Source organism: Methylopila jiangsuensis, from assembly GCF_027922305.1.
Taxonomy (GTDB): Bacteria; Pseudomonadota; Alphaproteobacteria; order Rhizobiales; family Methylopilaceae; genus Methylopila; species Methylopila jiangsuensis.
In genome coordinates, this window is record NZ_BSFK01000016.1 from 204,060 (window position 1) to 230,460 (window position 26,401).

The window sequence follows — 26,401 nt, forward strand, 5'->3', positions numbered from 1 at the left end:
CCGCTGAGGCGTCGCGATCTATCTGACCGCGCCCCTGCGCCGCCCCCGGCGCGCCACCGGTCAGGCGCTTCATGTTTCTGCGATCGCTGCTCACCGCCGCCCTGCTGACGTTCGCGACCGCCGCATCGGCGCAAGGCCCGTCCGACGCGCCGGCGGCCAAGGCGGACGTGGACGCGCTGATCCGCGTGCTGGAGGACGACGGCGCCCGCGCCGCGCTGATCGAGCGGCTGAAGCGGGAGGCGCCTGCGGCCACGGCCGAGCCGGGACCGAGCGAGGCCGTCAAGGCGGCTGGCGGGGATGGACCCTCCGCGCCGCCGGACCCGGACGCCGCGCAGGCCGCGGCCGGAAAAGCGGAAGGCGTCGCCGAGCCCACCTTCGCGCGGCAGGTGGCGGAATACACCCGCGGCGTGGCCGAGGAGGCGGCGAGCGTCATGGGCGCGACCGCCGTGTTCGTGTCCGACCTGTCCAGCCTGTTCTCGGCGGGCGTCTCGGGCGCGCCCGTGGACTGGCCGCGGGTCATCGCCGTGCTCGCCACCATCGGCGTCGCCTTCGGCGTGTTCTTCGGCCTCAGGGCGGTCGGCATCCCGTTCTACCGCGCCATCGGCCGCCGCGCCGCGTCCTTACGCTGGCCGCTCCGCGTCCCGCTGTTCGTGGCGAGCGTGGTCGTGGACGCGCTGATGATCCTGATCGCCTGGGCGGTGGGCTACGTCTTCGCGCTGCAGTTCGGGACCACGGGGGTGATGAACATCCAGGAGGCGCTGTTCCTGAACGCCTTCCTGTTCGTGGAGATGGCGAAGGTCGCCCTGCGCGCCGGCCTGTCGCCGAACCACGGGGCGCTGCGGCTGCTGCCGCTGTCCGACGAGACCGCCGCCTACTGGTACTTCTGGCTGAGCCGCATGGTCAGCGCGCTCGGCTACACGTTCCTGTTCGCGGCCCCGATCGTGACCGCGGCGGTGTCGCCGGGCGCGGCGCAGGCGGTGCGTGTGGTGGTGGCCTTCGCGGCGCTGCTGATGGCGATCGCCATCGTGCTCCAGAACAGGGAGCGGGTGCGCGCGGCGCTCGCCGGCGGCGCCGAGGCGAGCCACAACGACGCCCTGTCGGCCTTCTACCGGCTGCTGGCGCGGCTGTGGCATCTGGCGGCGCTGGCGTGGCTCGTGGCGCTGTTCGTGGTGTGGCTCGCGAACCCCGACGATGCGCTGCCCTTCATGGCCGCGGCCACGCTTCAGACCGCGATCGCGGTGGCGATCGGGGCCGCGGTGACGGCGTTCCTGTCGCGGCTGATCGCCGGCGGCATGCGGCTGCCGGCCGAGATGAAGCAGCGGCTGCCGCTGCTGGAGGCGCGGCTGAACGCCTTCGTCCCCGCGGTCCTCAAGGTGATGCGGATCGTGGTGCTTCTGGGCGTGCTGATCGCCATCGCCCAGAGCTGGGCGCTGGTGGACTTCCTCGGCTGGGTGTCGAGCGAGGTGGGCGCAAGGGTCGCGACCTCGGTGATCTCCGCCGGCCTGATCGTGCTGATCGGGCTCGCGGCCTATCTCGCCATGTCGTCCTGGGTGGAGTACCGGCTGAATCCCAATGCGGGCGCGGCCCCGACCGCCCGCGAGCGCACGCTGCTGACGCTGTTCCGCAACGCCTTCACCATCGTGCTGGCGGTGCTGGTCGTCATGCTGGCGCTGTCGGAGATCGGCGTGAACATCGCGCCGCTGCTCGCCGGCGCGGGCGTGCTGGGCCTCGCGGTCGGCTTCGGCGCCCAGAAGCTGGTGCAGGACATCATCACCGGCGCCTTCATCCAGATCGAGAACGCCATGAACACCGGCGACAACGTCAAGATCGCGGGCGTCACCGGCACGGTGGAGCGGCTGACCATCCGCTCGGTGGGGGTGCGCTCCATCGACGGCGTGTACCACCTGATCCCGTTCTCCTCGGTGGAGACGGTGTCCAACGCCACCAAGCATTTCAGCTATCACATGGCCGAGATCGGCGTGGCCTACCGGGAGAGCGTGCCCGAGGTGAAGCAGGCGATGCAGGACGCCTTCGACCGGCTGAAGCAGACCGCCCACGGCCCCGCCATCATCGGCCCGTTCGAGATGCACGGCCTGACCGTGTTCGGCGACAGCGCCATCACGGTCCGCGCCCGCATCAAGACCGAGCCGGGCAAGCAATGGGCCGCGGGCCGCGCCTACAACGAGATACTGAAGGAGATCTTCGACCAGCGCGGCATCGAGATGCCCTACCCGCACGTCACGCTCTACATGGGCGAGGACAAGAACGGCTTCGCCCCGCCGCTGCGCATCGCGACCGACGGGGACGCTCCGCTGGTGCGGATCGAGACGCCCCCGGGCGCGGAGACGACGGTCTCGGCCGCGCCGGACCGGCTGGACGGCCCCGCGGGCGACGGCGGCGAGGGCTCGCCGGGGAACTGATCGCGCGGTCCGTCGCCGCTCGCGGTCCTCATGGGGTGGCGCGCGGTTCAAATATGCTACTGTCCCGCCCGCGCAGGCGCCGGGCGGACTTCGGGGCCATACGTCCTGCGCTGACGCGCAACGGGGACGACCGGCTTCATGACCAGCCCTTCGCCGACCGCCGCCACGCCGCGCGAGGAGGGCTCGGCTGCGCCCGTGGACGATCGGACGATCGCGCGGCTCGAACGGGAGCTCGCGGAGGCGCGTCGCCGCCTGAACATGGCGGCGGAGGAGCGGCGGGACGTCGAGACCGAACGCCGGAGCGTCGACGCCATCTACGCCGCCTATATCGACAACACGCCGGACGGCGTGTTCCTGGTGAGCGTCGAGCCGGACGAGCGGGTGCGGATCGAGACCGTCAACCGCGTGGTGGAGCGCGCGCTGGGGCTGCGCCGCGACGGCGTGCGCGGCATGGCGCTGGGCGACGTGATGCCGGGCGCCGCCGCCCAGCGCCTGATCGCCAACATTTCCGCCTGCGTCGCGAGCGGCGCGCCGCTGCGCTATGAGGAGACCGTCGACCTGCCCATCGGCGAGCGGGTGTACGAGGTCACGCTCACGCCGGTGACCGCGCCCGGCGCGCCCCCGCGGGTGGTGGGCGCCGCCCGCGACCTCACCGACCGGCGCCACGCCGAGGAGCAGCTGCGGCAGGCCCAGAAGATGGAGGCGATCGGCCAGCTCACCGGCGGCGTCGCCCACGACTTCAACAACCTTCTGCAGGTGGTGAAGGGCAATCTGGAGCTGCTCGCGGCCGATCTGTCGACCCCGGCCGCGGCCGGGCTGCCCGCGGCGGTGCAGCGCCGCCTGCGCGACGCGCTGGCGGGCGCCGAGCGGGGCGCGCGGCTGACGCGCCAGCTTCTGGCCTTCTCCCGCCGCCAGCCGCTGGCGCCCAAATGGGTCGACGCGCTGGCCCTGATCCACGGCATGTCCGACATGCTGGCGCGCACGCTCGGCGAACGGATCGAGGTGGCGATCGACGGCGACCGGCCGAGCTGGACCGCGCTGGTCGACCCGACCCAGCTCGAGAACGCGGTGCTGAACCTCGCCATCAACGCCCGCGACGCCATGCCGGAAGGCGGCCGACTGACCATCGAGGTGCGCAACCGCGCCGACGACGTGGAGAAGGACGATTTATGGCTCGAGATCGCCGTGTCCGACACCGGCGTCGGCATGACGCCGCAGGTGCTGGCGCGGGTCTACGAGCCGTTCTTCTCCACCAAGCCGGAAGGCCGCGGCACCGGGCTCGGCCTGCCGCAGGTGCAGGGCTTCATCGCCCAGTCCAACGGCCGGATGGAGATCGAGAGCGCGCCGGGCGCCGGGGCCGCGGTGCGGCTGTTTCTTCCGGCGAGCGCCACCCAGGCGGTGGAGCTGGCCGAGCCCCCGCCCGCGGACGCGCGCGGGCGGGGCGAGCGCATTCTGGTGCTGGAGGACGACGACGACGTCCGCCGCGCCGTGGCCGATCTGGTGCGCTCGCTGGGCTACGAGGTGACGGAGGCGGCCTCCACCGCCGAGGCGGGGCGCGTTCTCGCCGACGGCCGCGGCTTCGACCTGCTGCTGTCGGACGTGGTGATGCCCGGCCTCCCGAGCCCGCCCGAATTCGCCCGCGCGGCGCAGAGCGCGCGGCCGGGCCTGAAGGTGCTGTTCATGTCCGGCTACGCCGAGGACGTGGTGGTGCATCAGGGCCGGGTCGACGCCGACATCCACCTGATCGAGAAGCCCTACCGCAAGGACGCGCTGTCGGTCGCCCTGCGCCGCCTGCTGGACGAGCCGCCTGCGGCGGCGCCTGCTCCTGTGTCCACGCCGCCCACCCGCCGGCGGGTGCTGCTGGTGGAGGACGACGCCCTGATCGCCATGGCGGTGGCCGATCTGCTGGAGAGCCTCGGCTATGAGGTTGTGGAGGCCCGCAACGCCGCCGCCGCCCAGCACGCCGCGCGGACCGGCGCGCCGGTCGATCTCGCCCTGACCGATCTCGGCCTGCCGGACATGGACGGCGAGGACCTCGCCCGCTGGCTCCGGAGCGAGCGCCCCGGCCTTCCGATCGTGTTCGCCACCGGACGCTCCGAGTTCCAGCCGCCGCAGGCTCTAGCGGCGAGCGGGCCGACCCAGGTGGTGACCAAGCCGTTCAACACCCGCGCCCTGCAGGACGCGCTGGCCGCCTGCGGGCTCTGAGAGCCGTTTGAAACCTGCGGAAGCGTGCGTTTCACAGTCCCGTCATGCCCGGCGAAGCCGGGCAACCATGACTTTTGCAGGACGAAAGCTTGAAACTCCAAGGCGTGGATGACCGAGACACGCTCGGGCATGACGGCCTGCCTGACGTCTCAAACGGGCTCCGAGCGCAGGGCCGGCGCCCCCGATAAAACCTTGACCGCTCCGCGGCCGCGGGTGCATTCGAGCCCGGTGCGGGCGGCCCCTGAAGGTTTCGCCCGCGGCAGCGGAAAGCATGGGCCGATGGAACTCGACAGCATTGAGGACGCCATCGCGGCGATCGCCGCGGGCGAGCTGGTCGTGGTGGTGGACGACACCGACCGCGAGAACGAGGGCGACCTCATCATGGCCGCCTCCAAGGCGACGCCGGAGAAGCTCGCCTTCATGATCCGCCACACCAGCGGCATCATCTGCGCGCCCATGACCGCCGACCGCGCCGACGAGCTGAACCTCGCGCCCATGGTCGCCAACAACCGCGACCCCATGCGCACCGCCTTCACGGTGACCGTGGACTACAAGATCGGCCTCACCACCGGCATTTCGGCCGAGGAGCGGGCCAACACCGTGCGCGCGCTCGCCAGCGACAACGCCACGGGCTCCGACTTCCTGCGCCCCGGCCACATCTTCCCGCTGATCGCCCGCGAGGGCGGCGTGCTCACCCGCTCCGGCCACACCGAGGCCGGCTGCGACCTCGCGGCGCTGGCCGGCCTGCCGGCGGTGGGCGTGCTGGCCGAGATCGTGAACGACGACGGCACCGTGAAGCGCATGGGCGAACTGATCCCCTTCGCCCGGGAGCACGGGCTGAAGATCGTCTCGATCGAAGACCTGATCGACTTCCGCTCCCGCCGCGAGACCTTCGTCAAGCGCGTGGACAGCTTCGAGCGCCGCATCAACGGCCTCGACGCCACGGTCTCGATCTACGAGACGCCGTTCGAGCAGACCCAGCATGTGGCCATCACCGTGGGCGACGTGAAGAGCGACAGGGCCACGCCCTGCCGCATCCACCGCGAGCACCTGCTGTCCGACCTGCTGCGCGGCGCCGCCACCTCCAAGGGCTGGCTCGACAACGCGCTGGCCCGCTTCGGCGAGACCCGGCGCGGCGTGTTCGTGCTGATCCGCGATCCGGCCGTGCTGCGCGACGCCGCCGACGTGGGCGGCGCGGTCGCGGACGGCTCGGAGGAGAAGCACCAGTCCGCCCGGCAGCGCCGCGCCCGCTGGCGCGAGATCGGCGTCGGGGCGCAGATCCTGCGCGATCTCGGCGTGCGCAAGATCGCGCTGCTCGCCGGCCACGAGCGCCAGTTCGTCGGCATCGCCGGCTTCGGCATCGCGATCGAGAAGACCGAGATCGTCGAGGGCGAAAGCGGGACGGAGCAGTGAAGGCCATCATCCTCAGCGCCGGGCAGGGCCGGCGCCTGCTGCCGCTGACGGCGGAGACGCCGAAGTGCCTGGTGCCGTTCTCCGGCCGCACGCTGCTGGAGTGGCAGGTGCGGGCGCTCGCCGCCTCCGGCGTCACCGAGGTGGTGGTGGTCACCGGCTTCGAGGCCGACAAGGTGGTCGCGACGCTCGAAGGCATCCACCTGCCGGGCGCGCGGCTGCGCACCACGCACAACCCGTTCTTCGAGCTGGCCGACAATCTGGCCAGCTGCTGGATCGCCCGTCACGAGATGACGGACGCCTTCCTGATCCTCAACGGCGACACGCTGATCGAGCCCGCGATCGTGGAGCGGGTGCTGGCCGATCCGCCGGCCGCGCCCATCACGGTGACGATCGACGTCAAGGACGACTACGACAGCGACGACATGAAGGTGCGGGCCGAGGGCGACCGGCTGCTGGCCATCGGCAAGACGCTGCCGCTTGATCTGGTGACGGGAGAGTCCATCGGCTTCCTCCGTTTCACCGCCGAGGGCGGCCGCGCCTTCGTGGCCGAAATCGAGCGTCTGCTGCGCAACGAGGACGGGCTGAAGCGCTGGTACCTGTCCGCCATCGACGGCATCGCCCGCTACCACGGCCATGTGGGCGTGCGTTCGATCCGCGGCCTGGACTGGAGCGAGCTGGACTTCCCCGCCGATCTCGACCGGGGCGTGGAGATGACCGGCCGCTGGATCGCCCGCGGCCTCTGAGCGCCGTCCGGCGGCGTTCCTTTCGTCGGTCGGTTTCATGTGCGGAGCGCGGCCCGTCGCTGCGGCGTCATGCGCGGCGGCTATTCTCTCGACGCGCGTTTCGCGGTAAGGCTTGGAGCGATTGCGCGGCGCAGCCTCGTGCAGGAGCCCAAGACCGACCCGTGACCGACATCTGCGAATGACAGCCAACGCCCCCAAGCTCTTCGTCAAGTCCTACGGCTGTCAGATGAACGTCTACGACGCGGAGCGCATGGCGGATGCGCTGGCGCCGGAAGGCTATGTGGAGACGCAGTCGGCCGAGGACGCCGACCTCATCATCCTGAACACCTGCCACATCCGCGAGAAGGCGGCCGAAAAGGTCTATTCCGAGCTCGGCCGCATCCGGAAGATGAAGCAGGAGACCGGCCGCGCGCCCAAGGTGGCGGTCGCGGGCTGCGTGGCCCAGGCGGAAGGCGCCGAGATCCTCAAGCGCGCCCCGGTGGTCGATCTGGTGATCGGCCCCCAGAGCTACCAGCGCCTGCCGGAGCTGCTGCGCGAGGCGGCGGAGGGCCGCCGTCCGGTCGACACCGATTTCGCGGTCGAGGACAAGTTCGAGCGCCTCGCCAAGCCCTCGCCCAAGGCGATCGCGTCCCGCGGCGTCACCGCCTTCGTCACGGTGCAGGAGGGCTGCGACAAGTTCTGCACCTTCTGCGTGGTGCCCTACACCCGCGGCGCGGAAAGCTCGCGCCCCGCGGCCCAGCTCATCGCCGAGACCGAGCGCCTTGTCGCCGCCGGCGTGCGCGAGGTGACGCTGCTCGGCCAGAACGTGGACGCCTATCACGGCGAGGGGCCGGACGGGCGGACGTGGTCGCTGGCGCGCCTCATGCGGGCGCTGTCGGAGATCGAGGGCCTCGCCCGGCTGCGCTACACCACCAGCCATCCCCGCGACATGGACGACGAACTGATCGCCGCCCATCGCGACCTGCCCAAGCTGATGCCCTATCTGCACCTGCCGGTGCAGTCCGGTTCCGACCGCATCCTCGCGGCCATGAACCGCAAGCACACCGCGGACGAGTATCTTGGCCTGATCGACCGCATCCGCGCGGCCCAACCGGATCTCGCCCTGTGGGGCGACTTCATCGTCGGCTTCCCCGGCGAGACCGACGCCGACTTCGAGGACACTCTGGCGATCGCCCGCGACGCGGCCTACGCCAGCGCGTTCACCTTCAAATACAGCCCGCGGCCCGGCACGCCGGCGGCGGACATGGGCGGTCAGGTTCCGGAAGCGGTGAAGGACGAGCGGCTGCAGCGGCTGCAGCGGCTGATCTCGGACCAGCAGGCGGCCTTCGCCCGCTCGCTGGTGGGCCGCGAGATCGATGTGCTGCTCGACCGCCCCGGCCGCCATCCCGGCCAGCTCGCGGGACGTTCCCCCTATCTCCAGCCGGTCCAGATCACGGCGCCCGGCGCCGCGGTCGGCGACGTGATCCGCGCCGTGGTCACCGACACCGGCGCGAACAGCCTGTTCGCCGCGCCTGCGGGCGGCGCGCGCGACATCCTCCATGAGCCCGCGGAGGCGACCGCTTGAGCGTTGAGACCATGTCCAAAGGTTTCGATCCGCTGAAAAACGCTCCTGCGGCCAGTCCGCGCAAGCCCGGCTTCGCGCGCGAGGCCCCGTCCTCGCCGGCCGAGGTGACGCTCGCCTTCGAGGACAACCGCCACGCCTCCAGCCTGTTCGGCAGCCACGACCAGAACCTCGCCTTCCTGGAGCGCCGGCTCGGCGTGGAGGCGACCGTGCGCGGCAACCACGTGGGCCTGCGCGGCCCCGCGGAAGCCTGCCGGCAGGCCAAGAAAGTGCTGGAGAACCTCTACGACCGCGTCCGTCGCGGCGAGCCGGTGGCGCTCGGCGACGTGGACGGCGCGATCCGCATGACCACCTCGCAGGGCCAGCTCTTCCCCGCCGACGGCGAAGGCCCGCGCCCCGGCTTCGCGCAGGTCTCCACCCGCAAGAAGACCATCGTGGCCCGCACCGCCGCGCAGGACGCCTACATCCGCGCGCTCGCCAAGCACGAGCTGGTGTTCGCCACCGGCCCGGCCGGCACCGGCAAGACCTACATCGCGGTGGCCTGGGCCGCGGCGCTGATCGAGCGCGGCGAGGCCGACCGCATCATCCTGTCCCGCCCGGCGGTCGAGGCCGGCGAACGGCTCGGCTTCCTGCCCGGCGACATGAAGGAGAAGGTGGACCCCTATCTCCGCCCGCTCTACGATTCGCTCTACGACGTGATGCCGGCCGAGAAGGTGGAGCGCGGCATCGCCTCCGGCATGATCGAGATCGCGCCGCTCGCCTTCATGCGCGGCCGAACCCTCGCCAACGCCGTGGTGCTGCTGGACGAGGCGCAGAACACCTCGTCCATGCAGATGAAGATGTTCCTGACGCGCCTCGGCGAGAACAGCCGCATGATCATCACCGGCGACCCGACCCAGATCGACCTGCCGCCCGGCCAGGTCTCCGGCCTCGGCGAGGCGGTGGCGCTGCTGGAGAACGTCGAGGGCATCGGCGTCACCCGCTTCAGCTCCGCCGACGTGGTGCGGCACGAACTGGTCGCCCGCATCGTGCGCGCCTATGAGGGCGCCCATGACAGCCCGGAGGTCTGACGCGAAAGCGATGAGCCCGGACCGATCTCCCCCCGTCGCGCTCGAAACCGTGCGCGACAGCGAACTCTGGACCGCCCTTCCCGACGCCGAGGCCATCGTCGCCCGCGCGGTCTGGGCCGCCTTCGCGGAAGGCGAGCTTGAAGCCCGCCCCGACGCGGAGCTGGCGGTGACGCTGGCGGACGACGCCCGCGTGCGGGAGCTGAACACGGACTGGCGCGGCAAGGAAACGCCCACCAACGTGCTGAGCTTCCCCGCTTACGAACCCGACGAGACCGCGGACGCGCCCATGCTCGGCGACGTCATCCTGGCCTACGAGACCGTAGCGCGCGAAGCCGACGCCGAGGGCAAGGCCATCGGCGACCACCTGGCCCATCTGGTGGTCCACGGCGTGCTGCACCTGTTCGGCTACGACCACGTCGACGACACCGAGGCGGAGGAGATGGAGACGCTGGAGACGGCCGCTCTCGCCCGCATCGGCGTGGCCGATCCTTACGCGGACGCCGACGCCGCGACCTCCCTGGAAAGCTGAACGGTTCCGACGCCATGTCCTCCTCCGACCATTCCTCCCGCGACCGAGCGTCCCAGACGCACGACGGCGAGGCCCGCCCGGACAGCTGGGTCGACCGAATACGCTCATTCGTCGGCCTCGGCGCCGCGCCCACCCTGCGCGAGGCGCTGGCCGAGGCGATCGAGGACCCGGCGGACGACGCCTCCGTCACCCCGCAGGAGCGGGTTCTGCTGCGCAACGTGCTCGGCCTGCACGACACCCGGGTCGACGACGTGATGGTGCCCCGCACCGAGATCAAGGCGGCGCCGGCGGACATCTCCTTCGCCGAGCTGCTGCAGGCGTTTCTCGTCGCCGGCCATTCCCGGCTGCCGGTGCATCACGGCTCGCTCGACGAGCCGGCGGGCATGGTCCACATCAAGGACGCGCTCGGCCGGATCGCCGGCGCCTCGGGGCCCGAGGGCCTGCCTGCGGGCGCGATCGACTTCTCCGCCCGCATCGGCGACCTCGACCTGATCCGGCCGGTGATCTACGCGCCGCCCTCCATGACGGTGATGGACCTGCTGGCGCGCATGCAGTCGCAGCATGTGCATCTGGCGCTGGTGGTGGACGAATATGGCGGCGTCGACGGCCTGGTCTCGATCGAGGATCTGGTCGAGACCATCGTGGGCGACATCGAGGACGAGCACGACGACGCGGTCGAGGCGCGCATCGCGCCCGACGGCGCCGGCGGCTTCGTGGCCGACGCCCGCGCCTCGCTGGAGGACGTGGCCGAGGCGGTGGGACCGAGCTTCGACGTCTCCGACTTCATCGACGACGTGGACACGATCGGCGGGCTGATCGTGACGCTCGCCGGCCGGGTGCCGGCGCAGGGCGACGTGATCGCGGGTCCGGGCGGCCGGCTGATCGAGGTGCTGGACGCCAACCCCCGCCGGGTGGTGTCGGTGCGCATCTCCCGGCCCGAGCGCGATCCCGAGCGCGACGGCGACGAATCGGATACCTCCGGCAGGGACGCCGCCAACGCGGCCTGATCGCCCGCCACGGGGCGGCGCGATCCACCGGGGCCCGACCGCATGACGCGCCGCTCGCCGCTCGCCGCCCTCGCGCAGACCGTCACGCTGGCGAACGGCTGGCGGCGGGTCATGATCGCGTTTTCGGCCGGCGCAGCCTCCGCTCTCGCCATGCCGCCGCTGTCGCTCTGGCCGGTTCTGGCGCTGAGCTTCCCCGTCGCCGTGTTCCTGATCGACGGCGCCGCCGGCGCCACCCGCGGCCGGACGATCCTGTCCGCGGCCGTCGCCGGCTGGTGGTTCGGCTTCGGCTATTTCCTCGGCGGGCTGTGGTGGATCGGCTCCGCCTTTCTGGTGGACGCCGACATCTTCGGCTGGCTGATGCCGCTCGGGGTCGCCGGCCTGCCCGCGGGTCTCGCGCTGTTTCCCGCCGCGGGCTTCGCGCTCGCCCGCGCGCTCTGGAGCGGCGGCGGCCGGCGCGTGTTCGCCTTCGCCGGCGCGCTTGGACTCGCCGAGACGCTGCGCGGCCACGTCCTCACCGGCTTTCCCTGGAACGCCTTCGGCTACGCGCTGGCCGACCAGAGCTGGTTCGGCCAGTTCGCCTCCGTGGTCGGCGTCGAGGGCCTGACCTTCATCGCGCTCGCCGTGTTCGCGGCGCCGGCGGCGCTCGTCGGTCCCCGTCCGGCCTGGCGCGGCGCCGCGGCGGCGGCGCTGACGCTCGCGGGCCTCGCCGCCTTCGGCGCCGGCCGTCTTGCGCTCGGGCCGACCGAATACGATCCGCGCGTGACGGTGCGGGCGATCCAGCCGGAGATTCCGCAGGACATCAAGACCCAGGAGGCTCAGCGCGACGTCGTCATGGACGCCTATCTGGCGTTGTCGGACGAGGCGCGGGGGCCGGAGAGCCGGGGACTCGCCGACGCCACGCTGACGGTGTGGCCGGAGTCCGCCTTCCCCTTCATCCTGTCCCGCACGCCCGAGGCGCTGTCTCGCATCGGCGCGAGCCTCGCGCCCGGCGCCACGCTCGCCACCGGCGCGGTGCGCGGCGAACTGCGGCCGGACGGAACGCCGCAGTTCTGGAACGCGCTCCATCTTGTCGGGGACGACGGCGCGATCCACGCCACTTACGACAAGCTGCATCTGGTGCCGTTCGGCGAGTATCTGCCGTTCCAGGCCCTGCTGGAGGCGGTCGGGCTGCAGCAGCTCACCAGGCTGCAGGGCGGCTTCTCGGCCGGCGACCGCGCCACCCTGATCGCGCTGCCGCAGGGGCCCCGCTTTCGCGCGCTGATCTGCTACGAAGCGATCTTTCCGGGCGAGATCGCCGGCGGCGAACGGCCGGACTTCCTGCTGAACGTCACCAACGACGCCTGGTTCGGCCACACCCCCGGCCCGCTACAGCATGCGGCGCAGGCGCGGGTGCGGGCGATCGAGCAGGGCCTTCCGCTGGTGCGCTCCGCCAATGGCGGCGTGTCCATGGTGGTCGACGCTTACGGCCGCGTGCTCGCCGCCCTTCCGCTCGGTCAGCGCGGCGTCGTGGACTCCCGGCTCCCCTTGAAAATTGCGCCGACGATTTACGACACAACTCGCGGTATGTTATTTCTGCTGTTCCCCATCGTTTTCATGCTCGCCGCAGTTCTGCGGCGGCGCAGTGTTTGACATTCCTAAGGAGACGCCGACTAATGGCGCCACTACGCCGGTAGTCGGCGTCGGGACGTCGAACGCCCGTGGCCGTTCGTGCGCACATCGTTGATAATCTTGTACGGCGGGGGCGCGCCGCACGGAGGGACCGCGAGGAGACGAGGACTATGATTAAGAAAACGCCGAACCCGGTCGACAAGCATGTCGGCAGCCGGGTCCGCATGAGGCGTGTCTTGATCGGGATGAGCCAGGAAAAGCTTGGAGAAGCTCTGGGCATCACCTTCCAGCAGATCCAGAAATACGAGAAAGGCGCCAACCGCATCGGCGCCAGCCGCATGCAGCAGATTTCAAACGTGCTGGGCGTCCCCGTCTCCTACTTCTTCGACGACGCCCCCGGGGCCGAGACCGCCCGGGGCGGATTGTCCGAGGCCCCCGGCTCCGATTACGTGGTCGACTTTCTCTCCACCACTGAAGGCCTCCAGCTCAACAAGGCGTTCGCGCGCATCTCCGACGCCAAGGTGCGGCGCAAGATCGTCGAGCTCGTCGCCTCGCTCGCGGATGTGGAGCCTGCGGCCGGCTGACCGCCGGCCCGCCTTGACCCGCTCGGACGCTTCTGCGAAGAACGGCGCGTTCGTTCTAACGAACGCCCTCGTTCTCGAGTGGGAGTTCAGTCTTGGCCCGCGCCGATTATCTGTTCACGAGTGAATCCGTCTCCGAAGGCCACCCGGACAAGGTCAGCGACCGGATCTCCGACGAGGTCGTGGATCTCTACCTCGCCGCCGCTCCCGAGGCGCGCGTCGCCTGTGAGACGCTGGTGACCACCAACCGCGTGGTCATCGCCGGCGAAGTGCGCGGGCCGGAGAGCATCACCCACGACCGGATCGAGGAGGTGGCGCGTCAGGCGATCAAGGACATCGGCTACGAGCAGGACGGCTTCCACTGGGCCAACGCCAACGTTGACGTGTACCTGCACGCGCAGTCGGCGCACATCGCCCAGGGCGTGGACGCGGCCGACAACAAGGACGAAGGCGCGGGCGACCAGGGCATCATGTTCGGCTACGCCTGCCGCGAGACGCCGGAGCTGATGCCGGCGCCGCTCTACTACAGCCACAAGATCCTGAAGCGCCTCGCCGAGGTCCGCCACAGCGGCGAGCAGCCGACGCTGGCTCCGGACGCCAAGAGCCAGGTCACCGTGCGCTACGCCGGGGGCAAACCGGTGGGCGTGACCTCGATCGTGCTCTCGACCCAGCACACCGACGAGGCCCAGACCTCGGACGACATCCGCGCCATCGTCGAGCCCTACATCCGCGAGACGCTGCCGGAAGGCTGGATCTCGCCCGAGACCGTCTGGCATGTGAACCCGACCGGCTCCTTCGTCATCGGCGGCCCGGACGGCGACACCGGCCTGACCGGCCGCAAGATCATCGTGGACACCTACGGCGGCGCGGCGCCCCACGGCGGCGGCGCCTTCTCCGGCAAGGACCCCACCAAGGTGGACCGTTCGGCCGCCTACGCCGCGCGCTACCTCGCCAAGAACGTGATCGCGGCCGACCTGGCCGACCGGGCCACGATCCAGCTGTCCTACGCCATCGGCGTGTCGGAGCCGCTGTCGATCTATGTGGATCTGCACGGCACCGGCCGGGTGGACGAGGCCAAGCTCGAGCAGGTGCTCGGCCAGGTCATGTCGCTCAGCCCGCGCGGCATCCGCCAGCACCTCAAGCTGAACCGCCCGATCTACGCCCGCACCGCGGCCTACGGCCATTTCGGCCGCGCGCCCGAGACGGACGGCGGCTTCTCCTGGGAGGCGACCGATCTGGTCGACGCGCTGAAGTCCGCGCTCGGCTGAGCTCAAGGCGCGCCGCGTCGGGCGGCATGAAGGTGACGGCGTGATGTCCGACGAGGCGATGCGTTACGAAGGGTCGTTCTTCGGCCGACGCCGCGGCAAGCCGCTGCGCGCCGGCCGCGCCGCGCTGATCGCGGACGACCTGCCCGAGCTGAAGGTCGACCTCGCCGCCGTGCCGGACGACCTCGGGGCGCTGTTCCCGGTCCCGGTGCGCGAGGTGCGGCTGGAGATCGGCTTCGGCGGCGCCGAGCACCTGCTGCACGAGGCGACCCAGAACCCGGACGTGGGCTTCATCGGGGTCGAGCCGTTCCTCGCCGGGCTCGCCAAGGGCCTCGCCGGCATCGAGCGGCTCGGCTTGCGCAACGTGCGGCTCTACGACGACGACGCCACGCAGCTGCTCGACGCGCTGCCCGAGGCCTCGCTCGCCCGGGTGGATCTGCTCTATCCCGATCCCTGGCCCAAGACCCGGCACTGGAAGCGCCGCTTCGTGTCGGACCAGAACCTCGGCCGCATCGCCCGCGCTCTGAAAGCCGGGGCGCCGTTCCGCTTCGCCTCCGACATCGACACCTATGTGGCCTGGACGCTGGAGCACGCCCGCCGCTCGCCGGATTTCGAGTGGACGGCCGCCAAGGCCGACGACTGGCGGCGCCCCTGGGCCGGCTGGCCGGGCACCCGCTACGAGGCCAAGGCCATCCGGGAAGGCCGCAGGGGCAACTACCTGGTCTTCCGCCGGCTCTGACGGGCGTCAGCCGTAGCGGTGCAGCGTGGCGCCGTGGGCCTTGAGCCAGGCCTCGGCCCGCTCGTAGTCGGGATAGATCGCCGCCACATGGGCCCAGTAGCGGGGCCCGTGGTTCATCTCCCGGCGGTGCGCCACTTCGTGGGCGGCGAGATAGTCCAGCACATGGGCGGGCGCGAGGATCAGCCGCCACGAGAAGGCGAGGTCGCCGGAGGACGAGCACGACCCCCAGCGGGTGGTCGTGTCCTTCAGCGTCACCCGGCCGACCGTGACGCCCAGAGCCGACGCGTGGCGGGACGTCGCCGCCAGCAGGTCCTTGCGCGCCTCGCGCTTCAGGAAATCGGCGACGCGGCGGGCGGCGTGGGGCGGGTGGCCGTGCACCGCCAGCGTCGGCGGCTCGCCCCGGAGGCCCGGCTCGATCCGCACCAGACCGCGCGCGCCCTCGCGCAGCGCGATGCGATGGCCGACGCCCCGGATCGGGACCATCTCGCCGTCCGCGAACGGAATCCGGTCCGGCAGCCGCGCAAGGCGCTGCTCGATCCAGTCCACATGCCGCTCCACGAAGTCCCGGGCGGCGGCGATCGGCGTGCGCGCCGGCAGCGTCAGCGTCACGTCCCGGGCGGCGGCCCGCACCCGAAGCGTCATGCGCCGGGCCCGGGCGGTGCGCCGCACCGCGATCGCCACCTCGCCCATGCGGGTCGCCACCGTCAGCGCGTCGCCGAGGGCGCGGGGCTCGGGACGACGGACGGGGGCGCGGAGGCCAAGAGCGCGGAGCAGGGACATCGGCGGCGGGAGGCTTTCGGCGGACGGGCGAGAGCATCGAAACGAATCAACGCTTAACGGGACTTTAACCGTGCCGATTCCCGCGAGGCGAGCCCTTCACGCCGCCGGAGCGATCCCATCCACCGCCGCGATCAGCCGGGCGATGTCCTCGTCCCGGGACAGGCGGTGGTCGCCGTCCTTGATCAGCGTCACCACCACGTCGTCCTCCGCGAGCCGGTCCACCAGTCGCATGGCGTGCTCCCACGGCACGTCCACGTCGCGCATGCCCTGCAGGATGTGGACCGGGGCGCCGATCGTGACCGGCGCGTCCAGGAGGAGATGATCGCGCCCCTCCTCGATCAGCGCGCGGGTGATCGGGTAGGGGCCGGGCGCGTAGGCGCTCGGGCGCATCCAGCGGCCGGTCTCGACGATCTCGCGGCGGGTCTCGTTCGAGAAGCGCTCCCACATCAGCGCCTCGGTGAAGTCGGCGGCGGGCGCGATCAGCACCAGCCCGGCGAGCGGCGCGGCGCTGCGGCGGGCGGCGAGCAGCGCGATCCACCCGCCCATGGAAGAGCCCACCAGCACCGGCGCGGGGCCTGCGAAGGCCGCGATCGCAGCCTCCGCGTCCTCCAGCCATGTCCCGATGGTCCCGTCCTCGAAGGCGCCGCTGGAGGCGCCGTGGCCGGAGTAGTCGAAGCGCAGCACGGCGCGGCCCGCGCGTTCGCCCCACTGGTCGATGGCGGTGGCCTTGGTGGCGGTCATGTCCGAGCGGAAGCCGCCGAGCCAGACGACGCAGGGGCCGGCGCCGGGGCGGAACAGGACCGCGATCTCGCGCGCGTCTGCGCCGTCTCCCACGGTCAGGACCTTGCGTTCCGGCGCCGTCATCGGCCGTCTCCTGGAAAATGCGTCGTTCGGATCGGACAAGCGTCAGACGACGCCCAGCACCCACAGCCAGAACGACACCGTGACCACCGACAGCGCGGTGGAGACGGCGACGGCGGCCGAGGAGGTTTTTTCGCCCACCTTGTAGCGCGCCGCCACCAGATAGGCGTTCACGCCGCTCGGCATGGCGGCGAACAGCACCGCCACGCCGGCCCAGACCGGCGGGACGGGCAGCGCGTGGACCGCGAGCAGCCAGACGATGAGGGGATGGACCACGAGCTTCAGCCCGCTGATGACCAGCACCGGCTTCACGTCGCCCCGCATGCCGTAGCGCTTCAGCGCCAGCCCCATGGCGACCAGCGCGCAGGGGCTGGCGGTGGCGGCGAGCTGGTCGACGATCGCCTTCAGCGCGCCGGAGGGCTGGTAGCCCGCCGTCTGCGCCGCAAGGCCGGCGGCGAGCGCCACCACGATCGGATGGGTGAGGATGGTGCGGGCCAGCCGGCCCGCGACGGCGAGGCCGCGCCGCTCGGAGCCCGCGGTCTCGATCTGCAGCGTCACCACCGTCATCATGATCGGCAGATGGATGGCGAGCAGCAGGAACAGCGGCGTCGCGCCCGTGGCGCCATAGGCCTGCAGGATCAGCGGCACGCCCACCAGCACCGTGTTGGACTGGCCGGAGGCGAAGCCGTGGATCGCGGCCTCCCGCCGGTCCCGGCCGAACAGACGGCGGGCGCAGAGCGCGCCCAGCGTCCAGACCACCGCGACGCCGGCGAAATAGGCGACCCAGTAGCCCCAGGGGTTCTGCTCCACCGCGCCGCCGGTCGACAGCGTGCGGAAGATCAGCGCCGGGATCGCCAGCAGGAACACGTAGTCCGACAGGCCGTCGCCCGCGCGCTCGCCCATCAGGCGCAGCTGCGCCGCGCCGTAGCCGAGGCCGATGAGGCCGAAGGTCGGCAGCACGATGGCGAGGAGATCGGACATGGGTTGGGCTCAATGGGCGCCGTTCGCGGCGAACGGTCGCGTGTCCCCGATTAGGACAGTCGCGCCGGCCCGGTCAACGCGGCGGCGCGGAAGCTGGGGACAGCGCGTTTGCAGGCGGGATTTCGCGATCGGTTTAGCCCATCCTTAAAGCCTCGGGGGCAGGTTCGGGCCGACGTTCCCGCCGCCGAAGGACCAGAAGGACGATCGCCCGCATGAGCGCGACCGCGAGCTTCGCCGAGGATTGTGAGGCGCCGGACCCGGCGCGGCGGATCGCCGTCGCCGCGCACGAGATCCGCACGCCCCTCGGCGGCATCCTGGCGCTCGCCGACCTGCTGCTGGCCGAGGAGCTGTCGGAGGCCGCCCGCGGCCACGCCGCGGCGCTCAAGACTTCCGCCGAACACCTGCTCAGCGTGGCGAGCGCCCTGCTGGGCGCCGACATGGCGCCGCGCCGCGCCGAGGAGGTCGAGCTCGACGCCTTCCTCGCCCGCGTCGCTCCGGCGCTGGAGGCCCGCGCCCGGAGCAAGGCGCTCGACTTCACGGTCCTCCGCGCGCCCGGCGCGCCGGCGCGGGTGATCGCCAACGAGGCGGCGCTGCGACAGATCGTGGAGAACCTCGCCGACAACGCCCTGCGCGCCACGGCCTCCGGTTCGGTTTCGCTTGCGATCGAACCCGTCGCCTGCGACGGCGCGGAGGCGACGCTGCGGATCGTCGTGCGCGACACCGGGCCGGGGCTCGGGCCGACGCCCGAGCGCCTGTTCCAGCCCTTCGTGCAGGGCGAGAGCGCCCGCGGCGCCGCCGGGCTCGGGCTCGCGCTGGTGGCGGAGATCGCCCGCGGCATGGGCGGCGGGGTCGAAGCCCGCAACCGTCCCGAGGGCGGCGCGGAGGTGGCGGCCCGGCTGCGGCTCGCCATGCCCCGTCGGCCGGCGCCGGCCGGTCGCCCCCGCCGGGTGCTGGTGGCGGAGGACAACGCGGTCAACCGCCGGGTCATCGCCACGCTGCTGGAGCATTTCGATCTGGCCTTCGACATGGCCATGGACGGCGCCGAGGCGCTCGCGGCCGTCTCCGCCGGCGGCTACGATCTGGTGCTGATGGACGCCACCATGCCGACGCTGGACGGGCTGGAGGCCACCCGCGCCATCCGCGCCCTGCCCGCGCCCCACGGCGCCATCCGCGTCGTCGGCGTCACCGCCCGCGCCTTCCCGCACGAGATCGCGGCGTTCCGCGCCGCCGGCGCGGACGAGGTGGTGACCAAGCCGCTGTCGGTGGCCGAACTCTGGCGCGCCATCGCCGGCGAGGCCGCCGCGGTCTGACGCGGCGGCTCAGTCGCCCCCGCCGTCGCCGCCGTCGCCATCTGTTCGCGGGTCATCGCCGAAGCTGTCCGGCCCGACCGCGCCCGGATCGCGCCGAGCGAAGCCCGTGAGGGCGACGACCACCAGCAGGCCGACGAACAGACCCACGACCACGTTCATGACCGCGCCTCCCCAAGCGCCGGCGGCGCCGGCCGCCAGCCTCCGCGAGGAGCTTACAGCCTGTCGGAACGTTGTCGAAGCGGTTCGCGCGCGCCGGCCGCGGCGAGAGTCGGTCGACGGCGTCGCTCCGTCACGTCTCCGGACGGGCGTGGATCGGGTCCACCCAGTAGACCTCCTCCGGCGCCTCGACCGGGTCGACGTCGGCGATGTTCACCACCACCGCCTCGTTGTCGGAGCGCACCAGCACGCAGTTGAGCGGCTGCTCCGGGTCGGCGTTGATCTCCTGATGGGGGACGTAGGGCGGCACGAAGATGAAGTCGCCCGGCCCCGCCTCGGCCACGTACTCCAGCCGCTCGCCCCAGCGCATGCGCGCCCGACCGCTGATGACGTAGATCACGCTCTCCAGCGCGCCGTGGTGATGCACGCCGGTCTTGGCGTCGGGTTCGATCGCCACCGTCCCGGCCCAGATGCGCTGCGCGCCGACGCGGGCGTGGGTGATGGCGGCCTGCCGGAACATGCCCGGCGTCTGGGCGGTGTTGGGATCGAGCCTGTCGCCCTTGATGACGCGGACGCCGTCGTGCTTCCAGCGCTCCGCCCCGGCGTCGCGTTCGTGATCGTGGCCCATGGCGTCCTCCGTTTTTGCGCCAGCATGAAGCGGCGCGGCGGAGGCTTCAACCGCAGGCGGCGACGAGCGCGCGCTCGTAGATGCGGGTCAGGGTCTCGAGGTCGGCCACGGCGACCCGCTCGTCCACCTGGTGCATGGTCTGGCCCACCAGCCCGAACTCCACCACCGGGCAGTAGGACTTGATGAAGCGGGCGTCCGAGGTGCCGCCGCCGGTGGTGAGCGCCGGGCGGCGCCCGGTCTCCGCCTCCACCGCGTCCGACACCAGGTCCACGAAGGCGCCCGGCGCGGTGAGGAAGGCCTCGCCCGGCCGGGGCTGGAAGGCGATGGCGAAGGCGTCCGGGCCGAGCGCCTTGGCGAGCCTGTCCGTCAGCAGCGCCTTCAGGCTGTCGGGCGTGTGCCGGTCGTTGAAGCGCACGTTGAACTGCAGCGTCGCCGAGGCGGGGATGACGTTGAACGCGCCGGTTCCGCTCTCGACCCCCACCACCTCCAGATGGGAGGGCTGGAAGTGCGCCGTGCCTTCGTCCAGCGGCTCGTCCATGAGCGCCGCGAGCGCGGGACCGAGGCGCCGCAGCGGATTGTCGGCGAGGTGGGGATAGGCCACGTGGCCCTGCGCGCCCTGCAGCGTCACCACCGCGGACAGGCTGCCCCGGCGGCCGATCTTGGCCACGTCGCCGAGCGCCTCGGGGTTGGTGGGCTCGCCCAGCAGGCAGGCGGAGAAGCGCTCGCCGCGCCCGGCCGCCCACTCCAGCAGCTTGGAGGTGCCGTTGATGGAGGGGCCTTCCTCGTCGCCGGTGATCAGGAAGGCGACCGGCGCGGCCTCGGGACGGCGGGCGACCGCCGCCACCATGCAGGCGACGGCGCCCTTCATGTCCACCGCGCCGCGACCGTGCAGCTCGCCGTCCACGATCACGCCCGAGAACGGCCCCTCGCGCCAGCGGGCGAGGTCGCCGGGCGGCACCACGTCGGTGTGGCCGGCGAAGACGAAGGCCGGGCCTTCGCCCCGCCGGGCGTAGAGATTGGCCACGTCCGGTGTGTCCGGCTCGGAGAAGGTCGGACGCGCGACCGCAAAGCCCAGCGGCGCGAGCAGGCTCTCCAGCAGCGCCTGCGCGCCGCCCTCGGCCGGGGTCACGCTTTCGCAGCGGATCAGCGCCTGGGCGACGGCCACGGGGTCCTTGGGGTCGATGATCATCGCGCTGTCTCCCGGGACGCGCTCCCTCACCCGCCATCGCTTCGCGATGTCGACCTCTCCCCGCCGGGGAGAGGTGGAGGGCGGCGCCGCATCTTAACCTCTCCCCGGCGGGGAGAGGTCGGCCCGCAGGGCCGGGTGAGGGGCCTTCGGCCTCAGTCCCTGAGCAGCTCGTTGATGGCGGTCTTGGCGCGGGTCTGGGCGTCGACGCGCTTCACGATCACGGCGCAGTAGAGCGACGGACCGGGCGTCCCGTCCGGCAGCGGCTTGCCCGGCAGCGAGCCCGGCACCACCACGGAATACTCCGGCACCTCGCCAACGAACACCTCGCCGGTGGCGCGGTCGATGATCTTGGTGGTGGCGGAGATGAACACGCCCATGGAGAGCACGGCGCCCTTGCGCACGATCACGCCCTCCACGACCTCGGAGCGGGCGCCGATGAAGCAGTCGTCCTCGATGATGACCGGACCGGCCTGCAGCGGCTCCAGCACGCCGCCGATGCCGACGCCGCCGGAGAGATGCACGTTCTTGCCGATCTGGGCGCAGGAGCCCACCGTCACCCAGGTGTCCACCATGGTTCCGGTGTCCACATAGGCGCCGAGGTTCACGAAGGACGGCATCAGCACCACGCCCGGCGCCACATAGGCGGAGCGGCGCACGATGGCGCCCGGCACGGCGCGGAAGCCGGCCGCCCTGAACTGCTCGTCGCCCCAGGCGTCGAACTTGGAGGGCACCTTGTCCCACCACGCCGCGCCGCCGGGGCCGCCGGAGATGCGCGCCATGTCGTTGAGGCGGAACGACAGCAGCACCGCCTTCTTCACCCACTGGTGAACGGTCCAGGCGCCGTTCTCCGGCGTCGCCACCCGCAGCGCGCCGGAATCGAGCGCCGACAGCGCCTGCTCCACCGCCTCGCGCACCCGCCCCGTGGTCGAAACCCCGATCTCGGCGCGCTTCTCCCAGGCGTCCTCGATGACGGCGGCGATGTCGGCGTGGGTCATGATGTCTGGTCTCCGGGAGACGTCGTCTTTAAGGTCGCGGGACGTTTGAGGCGCGGCGTCCGCCGTGTCAATCGGCCACGGCGGCGTCATGTCCCGAACATGACGGGTGCGGCGCCGTGCATCTTTGTGCCAATAGGCAAGCGGTGGCATCGCTTATACCAATGCGGCGACGGCAGGGAGCGGGCGCCTGAGGAAACGTCGAAAGGGTCTCGGGCATGAGACTGCATGAATTCCAGGCGAAGCGGCTGCTGGCGGACTACGGCCTGACGGCGCCGCGCGGCGCCGTCGCCGTGACGCCGGCCGAGGCCGAAAGCGTGGCGCGCGACCTCGGCGTCGCGCCGCTCGCGGTCAAGGCGCAGATCCAGGCGGGCGCCCGGGGCGCCGCCGGCGGCGTGCGCATGGCGCACGGGCCGTCCATGGTCCGCTCCGCCGCCGAAGCCCTGCTCGGCCAGAAGCTCGCCACCGCCCAGACCGACGGCCGCGGCCTCACCGTGCGCCGGGTCTATGTGGAGGAGGCGGTGCGCGCCGAGCGCACGCTCTATCTCGCGCTGCTGGTGGATCACGAACTGGGCGCGCTCACCCTGCTGGCGGCCTCTCCCGGCGGCGAGGACATCGAGGCGCGGGAGCGCGCCGGGACGCTGACCCGCGAACGGCTGGCGCTGTCCGTCTCCGCCGAGCCGGACGAGGCGGAGATCGTGGCGCTGCTCGGCCGCGTGGGGCTGGAGGGCGAGCCGGCCCGCAAGGTCGCCGCGCTGGTGAAGGGGCTGCGCCGGGCCTTCGTGGAACTGGACGCCAGCCTGATCGAGATCAACCCGCTGGCGGTGACCGCCGAGGGCGACGTCCTCGCGCTCGACGTCAAGATGACGCTGGACGACAACGCCCTGTTCCGCCACGGCGACCTCGCCTCCCTGCGCGACGAGGACGAGGCCGACCGGGAGCGGCTGTCCGCCCATCGGGACCAGCTCAACTTCGTGCAGCTCGACGGCGACATCGGCCTGGTGTCGAACGGCGCCGGGCTCGGCCTCGCCACCCTCGACATGGTGACGGCCGCGGGCGGCCGGGCCGCCAACTTCATGGACATCCGCACCACCGCCACCAGCCTCGACATCGCCCACGGCTTCGCGCTGCTGCTGGACAACCCGGCGATCCGGACGCTGCTGGTGAACGTGCACGGCGGCGGCATGCAGTCCTGCGACACCATCGCCGAAGGGCTCGGCGTCGCCCTCCGCCGCTCGGGCCGCAAGCTGCCGGTGGTGGCGCGGCTCGCGGGGCTGAACGCGGAGTTCGCCCGCTCCCGCTTCGCCAATTTCGGCTGCGCGGTGATGGAGGAGCCCGACATGGGCGCCGCCGCCCGCCGGGCGGTCGCCGTCGCGGCCGGGAGGGCCTGACGCCATGGCGATTCTTCTGAACGCCGACACCCGCATCCTGGTCCAGGGCATGACCGGCTGGGCCGGCACCCACCACACCACCCAGATGATGGAGTACGGCTCCCGGGTGGTGGCGGGCGTGCGTCCGGGCAAGGGCGGACGCTCCCACCTCAACCTGCCGGTGTTCGACGGCGTGCGCGCCGCGAAGGAGGCGACCGGCGCCGACGCCAGCATCGTGTTCGTGCCGCCGGCCTCCGCCGGCGCCGCCATGCTGGAGGCGATCGAGGCCGAGATCCCGCTGGTGGTCGCCGTCACCGAGCGGGTGCCCGTGCTCGACATGGTGCGGGTGCGCGAGGCGCTCAAAGGCTCGCGCACCACGCTTGTGGGCGCCAACAGCCAGGGCGTGCTGTCGCCGGGCCTGTCCAAGCTCGGCGTGATGGCCACGGGCGGCGAGCGGCCCGGCGTGGTCGGCGTGGCGTCGCGCTCCGCCTCGCTCACCTCCGAGGTGGTGGCGCAGATCACCGCGGCGGGGCTCGGACAATCGACCACGGTTGGCGTAGGCGGCGATCCGGTGCATGGACTGTCCATGCGCGAATGTCTGGAGCTGTTCCTGGCGGACCCCGACACCCGCGGCGTCGTGCTGATCGGCGAGATCGGCGGGACCGAGGAGCAGGAGGTCGCGGAGTTCGTGGCCGGCGCGAAGCCTTCGAAGCCGATCGTGGCGCTGATCGTGGGCGCCCATGCGCCCGCGGAGCGTCGCATGGGCCACGCGGGCGCGCTGGCGCTGAACGGCGCGGCGGCGGCCGCCGCCAAGACGCGGGCGCTGGAGAAGGCCGGCGTGCGCGTCGCTCCGAGCGCCGACCTCGTGGGCCGGACCATCGCGGACGCTCTGGCGCGGACGCACTGATTTCACAGGCGTTCCGGCGGCCGCCGGGACGTGCGGGGAACATCTGCCGAAGGCCGGCGCGAACCAGCGCCGGCCTTCGTTTCGATCCGAAAGCGCAGCCGTCGGCACGCCGACAGCCGCGCCCTGAAACGTTTTAGGAAAGGGGACTGAGGCGATGAAGATCTGCATCTACGGGGCCGGCGCGATCGGCGGCTACATGGCCGTCATGCTGAAACGCTCGGGCGTGGACGTGTCCCTGATCGCGCGCGGGCCCCATCTGGAGGCGATCAAGCAGCGCGGCCTCAAGTTGCTGATCGACGGGCAGGAGCTGCACGCCGAGATGCCGGCGACCAAGCACGCCGCCGAACTCGGCCCGCAGGACTATGTGATCAACGGCCTCAAGGCGCATCAGGCGTGGGAGTCCGCCGAGGACATGGCGCCGCTGCTGGGCGACCACACCGCGGTCGTCACCATGCAGAACGGCGTGCCGTGGTGGTACTTCCACGGCCTCGAAGGCGAGCACGCCGACCTGCGCCTTCAGAGCGTCGATCCGGGCGACCGCCAGTGGAAGGCCATCGGCCCCGAGCGCGTCATCGGCGGCACGGTCTATCCGGCCACCGAGATCACCGAGCCGGGCGTCATCAAGCACATCTACGGCGACACCTTCGGCCTGGGCGAGCCCAGCCGACAGAAGACCGAGCGCCTGACCAGGCTCGCGGACGCCATCAACGCCTCCGGCCTCAAGGCCCGCGTCTACGACGACATCCGCGACGACATCTGGCTGAAGCTGTGGGGCAACCTGTGCTTCAACCCGATCTCCGCGCTCACCCGCGCCACCCTCGACATCGTGGCGACCGATCCCGGCACCCGTCCGCTCGCCAAGAAGATGATGCTGGAGGCCCAGCAGATCGGCGAGACCTTCGGCGCCACCTTCAAGGTGGACGTGGAGCGCCGCATCAACGGCGCCGCCCGCGTGGGCGCGCACCGCACCTCCATGCTGCAGGACGTGGAGGCCGGCAAGGCGATCGAGCTCGACGCGCTGTTGACCGCCGTGCAGGAGATGGGCCGCCTCGCCAAGGTGGAGACGCCCTTCATCGACACCGTGCTCGGCCTGACCCAGCAGATGGGCCGCTCGCTCGGCGTCTACCCGACCTTCCCCGAAGCCGTGGTCGAGGCCCAGCCGGAGCCGAAGGTCGCCAATGGCTGACGCGCCCAAGGAGCTCTGGGTCCGCTTCGCGCGCGGGGAGGCGGCCGGCTTCGGCCGTCTCGACGGCGACGCGATCGTGGTCCATGCGGGCGACATGTTCGACCGCCCGCAGCCGACCGGCGAGACCCTTCCCCTCGCCGGGACCGAGCTGCTGGCGCCGACCGCGCCGTCCAAGATCATCGCGCTGTGGAAGAACCTGAAGGGTCTCGCCGCCAAGCTGAACCAGGACCCGCCGGAGGAGCCGCTCTACCTGCTGAAGGCGCCGTCCTCCGTGGTCGGCCCGGGCGCGGTGGTGAGGCGGCCGAAGTCCTACGCCGGCCGGGTCGCCTTCGAGGGCGAGCTCGGCATCGTCATCGGCAAGCGGCTGAAGGACGCGAGCGTCGAGGAGGCCGAGGCCGGCATCTTCGGCTACACCTGCGTCAACGACATCACCGCCGGCGAGCTGATCGACAAGGACCCGTCCTTCGCCCAGTGGGCCCGCTCCAAGAGCTTCGACGGCTTCGGCGCCTTCGGCCCCGCGGTCGCCACCGGGCTCGACCCGGCGACGCTCGCCATCCGCACGGTGCTGAACGGCTCCGAGCGCCAGAACTACCCGGTGAACGACATGTTCTTCCTGCCGGCGGATCTGGTCTCGCGCCTGTCCCATGACATGACGCTGGAGCCGGGCGACCTGATCGCCTGCGGCACCTCCACCGGCGTCGGCGCCATGAAGGACCCCGAGAACGTGGTCGAGGTCATCATCGACGGCGTGGGCGTGCTGAAGAACACCTTCCTCGCCTGAGGCCAAACGCCCCTCTCGTCCGCGCTCCGGCGCGGGCGCGACGGGAACCGCTGATCCCGGCGTTGTCCGCCTGTCACGCCGGGAACAGCGCCCCAGCCCGCCAACCGCCATGCTCCCTC

At 71.9% G+C, this 26,401-nt stretch carries 24 protein-coding genes; 17 read left to right on the forward strand and 7 right to left on the reverse strand.

The window, feature by feature from the left end; genetic code table 11:
* The first annotated feature begins 71 nt into the window (after positions 1-71).
* The 12 genes from PKE85_RS13805 to trmB all read left to right on the forward strand — a co-directional run bounded on the left by PKE85_RS13805 (position 72) and on the right by trmB (position 15,141).
* Positions 72-2,420, forward strand: coding sequence for a mechanosensitive ion channel domain-containing protein (locus tag PKE85_RS13805; RefSeq protein WP_271205343.1), 2,349 nt, complete (start codon positions 72-74; stop codon positions 2,418-2,420).
* Between the two features lie 138 nt (positions 2,421-2,558).
* Entirely contained in the window at positions 2,559-4,625 is a 2,067-nt protein-coding gene (locus PKE85_RS13810) for a hybrid sensor histidine kinase/response regulator (RefSeq protein WP_271205344.1), read from the forward strand.
* Between the two features lie 279 nt (positions 4,626-4,904).
* Entirely contained in the window at positions 4,905-6,038 is a 1,134-nt protein-coding gene (gene ribB / locus PKE85_RS13815) for a 3,4-dihydroxy-2-butanone-4-phosphate synthase (protein ID WP_271205345.1), read from the forward strand.
* Positions 6,035-6,781 (forward strand): phosphocholine cytidylyltransferase family protein, encoded by a 747-nt coding sequence (locus tag PKE85_RS13820; RefSeq protein WP_271205346.1) that lies wholly within the window; start codon positions 6,035-6,037, stop codon positions 6,779-6,781. Before ribB ends, PKE85_RS13820 begins: the two co-directional genes overlap by 4 nt.
* Before the next feature lie 178 nt (positions 6,782-6,959).
* Complete coding sequence (miaB, locus tag PKE85_RS13825) at positions 6,960-8,345, forward strand: tRNA (N6-isopentenyl adenosine(37)-C2)-methylthiotransferase MiaB (protein WP_271205347.1); 1,386 nt, start codon at positions 6,960-6,962, stop codon at positions 8,343-8,345.
* Between the two features lie 11 nt (positions 8,346-8,356).
* On the forward strand, positions 8,357-9,412 hold the full coding sequence (locus PKE85_RS13830; RefSeq protein WP_428981376.1) for a PhoH family protein: 1,056 nt from the start codon (positions 8,357-8,359) through the stop codon (positions 9,410-9,412).
* Between the two features lie 10 nt (positions 9,413-9,422).
* The gene (gene ybeY, locus PKE85_RS13835; protein WP_271205349.1) at positions 9,423-9,941 is read left to right on the forward strand and encodes an rRNA maturation RNase YbeY; all 519 of its coding nucleotides are present in this window, start codon (positions 9,423-9,425) and stop codon (positions 9,939-9,941) included.
* Between the two features lie 14 nt (positions 9,942-9,955).
* Positions 9,956-10,948: a hemolysin family protein gene (locus PKE85_RS13840; RefSeq protein ID WP_271205350.1), complete on the forward strand. Its 993-nt coding sequence runs from the start codon at positions 9,956-9,958 to the stop codon at positions 10,946-10,948.
* A gap of 42 nt (positions 10,949-10,990) precedes the next feature.
* A complete protein-coding gene (gene lnt, locus PKE85_RS13845) occupies positions 10,991-12,577 on the forward strand; it encodes an apolipoprotein N-acyltransferase (RefSeq protein WP_271205351.1) in 1,587 nt (528 codons plus the stop codon).
* Positions 12,578-12,726: 149 nt separating this feature from the next.
* Complete coding sequence (locus PKE85_RS13850; RefSeq protein ID WP_271205352.1) at positions 12,727-13,140, forward strand: helix-turn-helix domain-containing protein; 414 nt, start codon at positions 12,727-12,729, stop codon at positions 13,138-13,140.
* Positions 13,141-13,232: 92 nt separating this feature from the next.
* Positions 13,233-14,405, forward strand: coding sequence for a methionine adenosyltransferase (gene metK, locus PKE85_RS13855; protein ID WP_271205353.1), 1,173 nt, complete (start codon positions 13,233-13,235; stop codon positions 14,403-14,405).
* Between the two features lie 40 nt (positions 14,406-14,445).
* The gene (trmB, locus tag PKE85_RS13860; RefSeq protein ID WP_428981356.1) at positions 14,446-15,141 is read left to right on the forward strand and encodes a tRNA (guanine(46)-N(7))-methyltransferase TrmB; all 696 of its coding nucleotides are present in this window, start codon (positions 14,446-14,448) and stop codon (positions 15,139-15,141) included.
* A gap of 6 nt (positions 15,142-15,147) precedes the next feature.
* Here the strand turns inward: trmB and PKE85_RS13865 are convergent, their stop codons facing one another.
* The 3 genes from PKE85_RS13865 to PKE85_RS13875 form a co-directional block, all read right to left on the reverse strand.
* Positions 15,148-15,921, reverse strand: coding sequence for a M48 family metallopeptidase (locus tag PKE85_RS13865; protein WP_271205355.1), 774 nt, complete (start codon positions 15,919-15,921; stop codon positions 15,148-15,150).
* Between the two features lie 96 nt (positions 15,922-16,017).
* Complete coding sequence (locus PKE85_RS13870; protein ID WP_271205356.1) at positions 16,018-16,785, reverse strand: alpha/beta hydrolase; 768 nt, start codon at positions 16,783-16,785, stop codon at positions 16,018-16,020.
* 42 nt (positions 16,786-16,827) lie between these two features.
* On the reverse strand, positions 16,828-17,763 hold the full coding sequence (locus tag PKE85_RS13875; protein WP_271205357.1) for an AEC family transporter: 936 nt from the start codon (positions 17,761-17,763) through the stop codon (positions 16,828-16,830).
* 212 nt (positions 17,764-17,975) lie between these two features.
* Here PKE85_RS13875 and PKE85_RS13880 point away from each other — a divergent pair, with 212 nt between their 5' ends.
* Complete coding sequence (locus PKE85_RS13880; protein ID WP_271205358.1) at positions 17,976-19,073, forward strand: response regulator; 1,098 nt, start codon at positions 17,976-17,978, stop codon at positions 19,071-19,073.
* 9 nt (positions 19,074-19,082) lie between these two features.
* On the opposite strand, the gene PKE85_RS13885 is transcribed toward PKE85_RS13880, so the two are convergent.
* From PKE85_RS13885 to dapD, 4 genes are all read right to left on the reverse strand, one after another.
* Entirely contained in the window at positions 19,083-19,232 is a 150-nt protein-coding gene (locus tag PKE85_RS13885) for a hypothetical protein (RefSeq protein ID WP_271205359.1), read from the reverse strand.
* 130 nt (positions 19,233-19,362) lie between these two features.
* Positions 19,363-19,857, reverse strand: coding sequence for a cupin domain-containing protein (locus tag PKE85_RS13890; protein WP_271205360.1), 495 nt, complete (start codon positions 19,855-19,857; stop codon positions 19,363-19,365).
* 46 nt (positions 19,858-19,903) lie between these two features.
* A complete protein-coding gene (gene dapE / locus PKE85_RS13895) occupies positions 19,904-21,040 on the reverse strand; it encodes a succinyl-diaminopimelate desuccinylase (RefSeq protein WP_271206066.1) in 1,137 nt (378 codons plus the stop codon).
* A 158-nt stretch (positions 21,041-21,198) separates the two neighbouring features.
* Positions 21,199-22,041 carry a 2,3,4,5-tetrahydropyridine-2,6-dicarboxylate N-succinyltransferase gene (gene dapD, locus PKE85_RS13900; protein WP_271205361.1) on the reverse strand — a complete coding sequence of 281 codons (843 nt, stop codon included), beginning with the start codon at positions 22,039-22,041 and terminating at the stop codon, positions 21,199-21,201.
* Positions 22,042-22,256: 215 nt separating this feature from the next.
* Between dapD and PKE85_RS13905 the strand changes: the two genes are divergently transcribed.
* The 4 genes from PKE85_RS13905 (at position 22,257) to PKE85_RS13920 (ending at position 26,282) form a co-directional block, all read left to right on the forward strand.
* A complete protein-coding gene (locus tag PKE85_RS13905; protein ID WP_271205362.1) occupies positions 22,257-23,429 on the forward strand; it encodes a succinate--CoA ligase subunit beta in 1,173 nt (390 codons plus the stop codon).
* A 4-nt stretch (positions 23,430-23,433) separates the two neighbouring features.
* Entirely contained in the window at positions 23,434-24,315 is an 882-nt protein-coding gene (sucD, locus tag PKE85_RS13910) for a succinate--CoA ligase subunit alpha (protein ID WP_271205363.1), read from the forward strand.
* A gap of 154 nt (positions 24,316-24,469) precedes the next feature.
* Positions 24,470-25,501, forward strand: a complete 1,032-nt coding sequence (locus PKE85_RS13915; RefSeq protein ID WP_271205364.1) for a 2-dehydropantoate 2-reductase — start codon at positions 24,470-24,472, stop codon at positions 25,499-25,501.
* Complete coding sequence (locus tag PKE85_RS13920; protein ID WP_271205365.1) at positions 25,494-26,282, forward strand: fumarylacetoacetate hydrolase family protein; 789 nt, start codon at positions 25,494-25,496, stop codon at positions 26,280-26,282. The genes PKE85_RS13915 and PKE85_RS13920 overlap by 8 nt, the downstream gene beginning before the upstream one ends.
* The last annotated feature ends 119 nt before the right edge of the window (positions 26,283-26,401 follow it).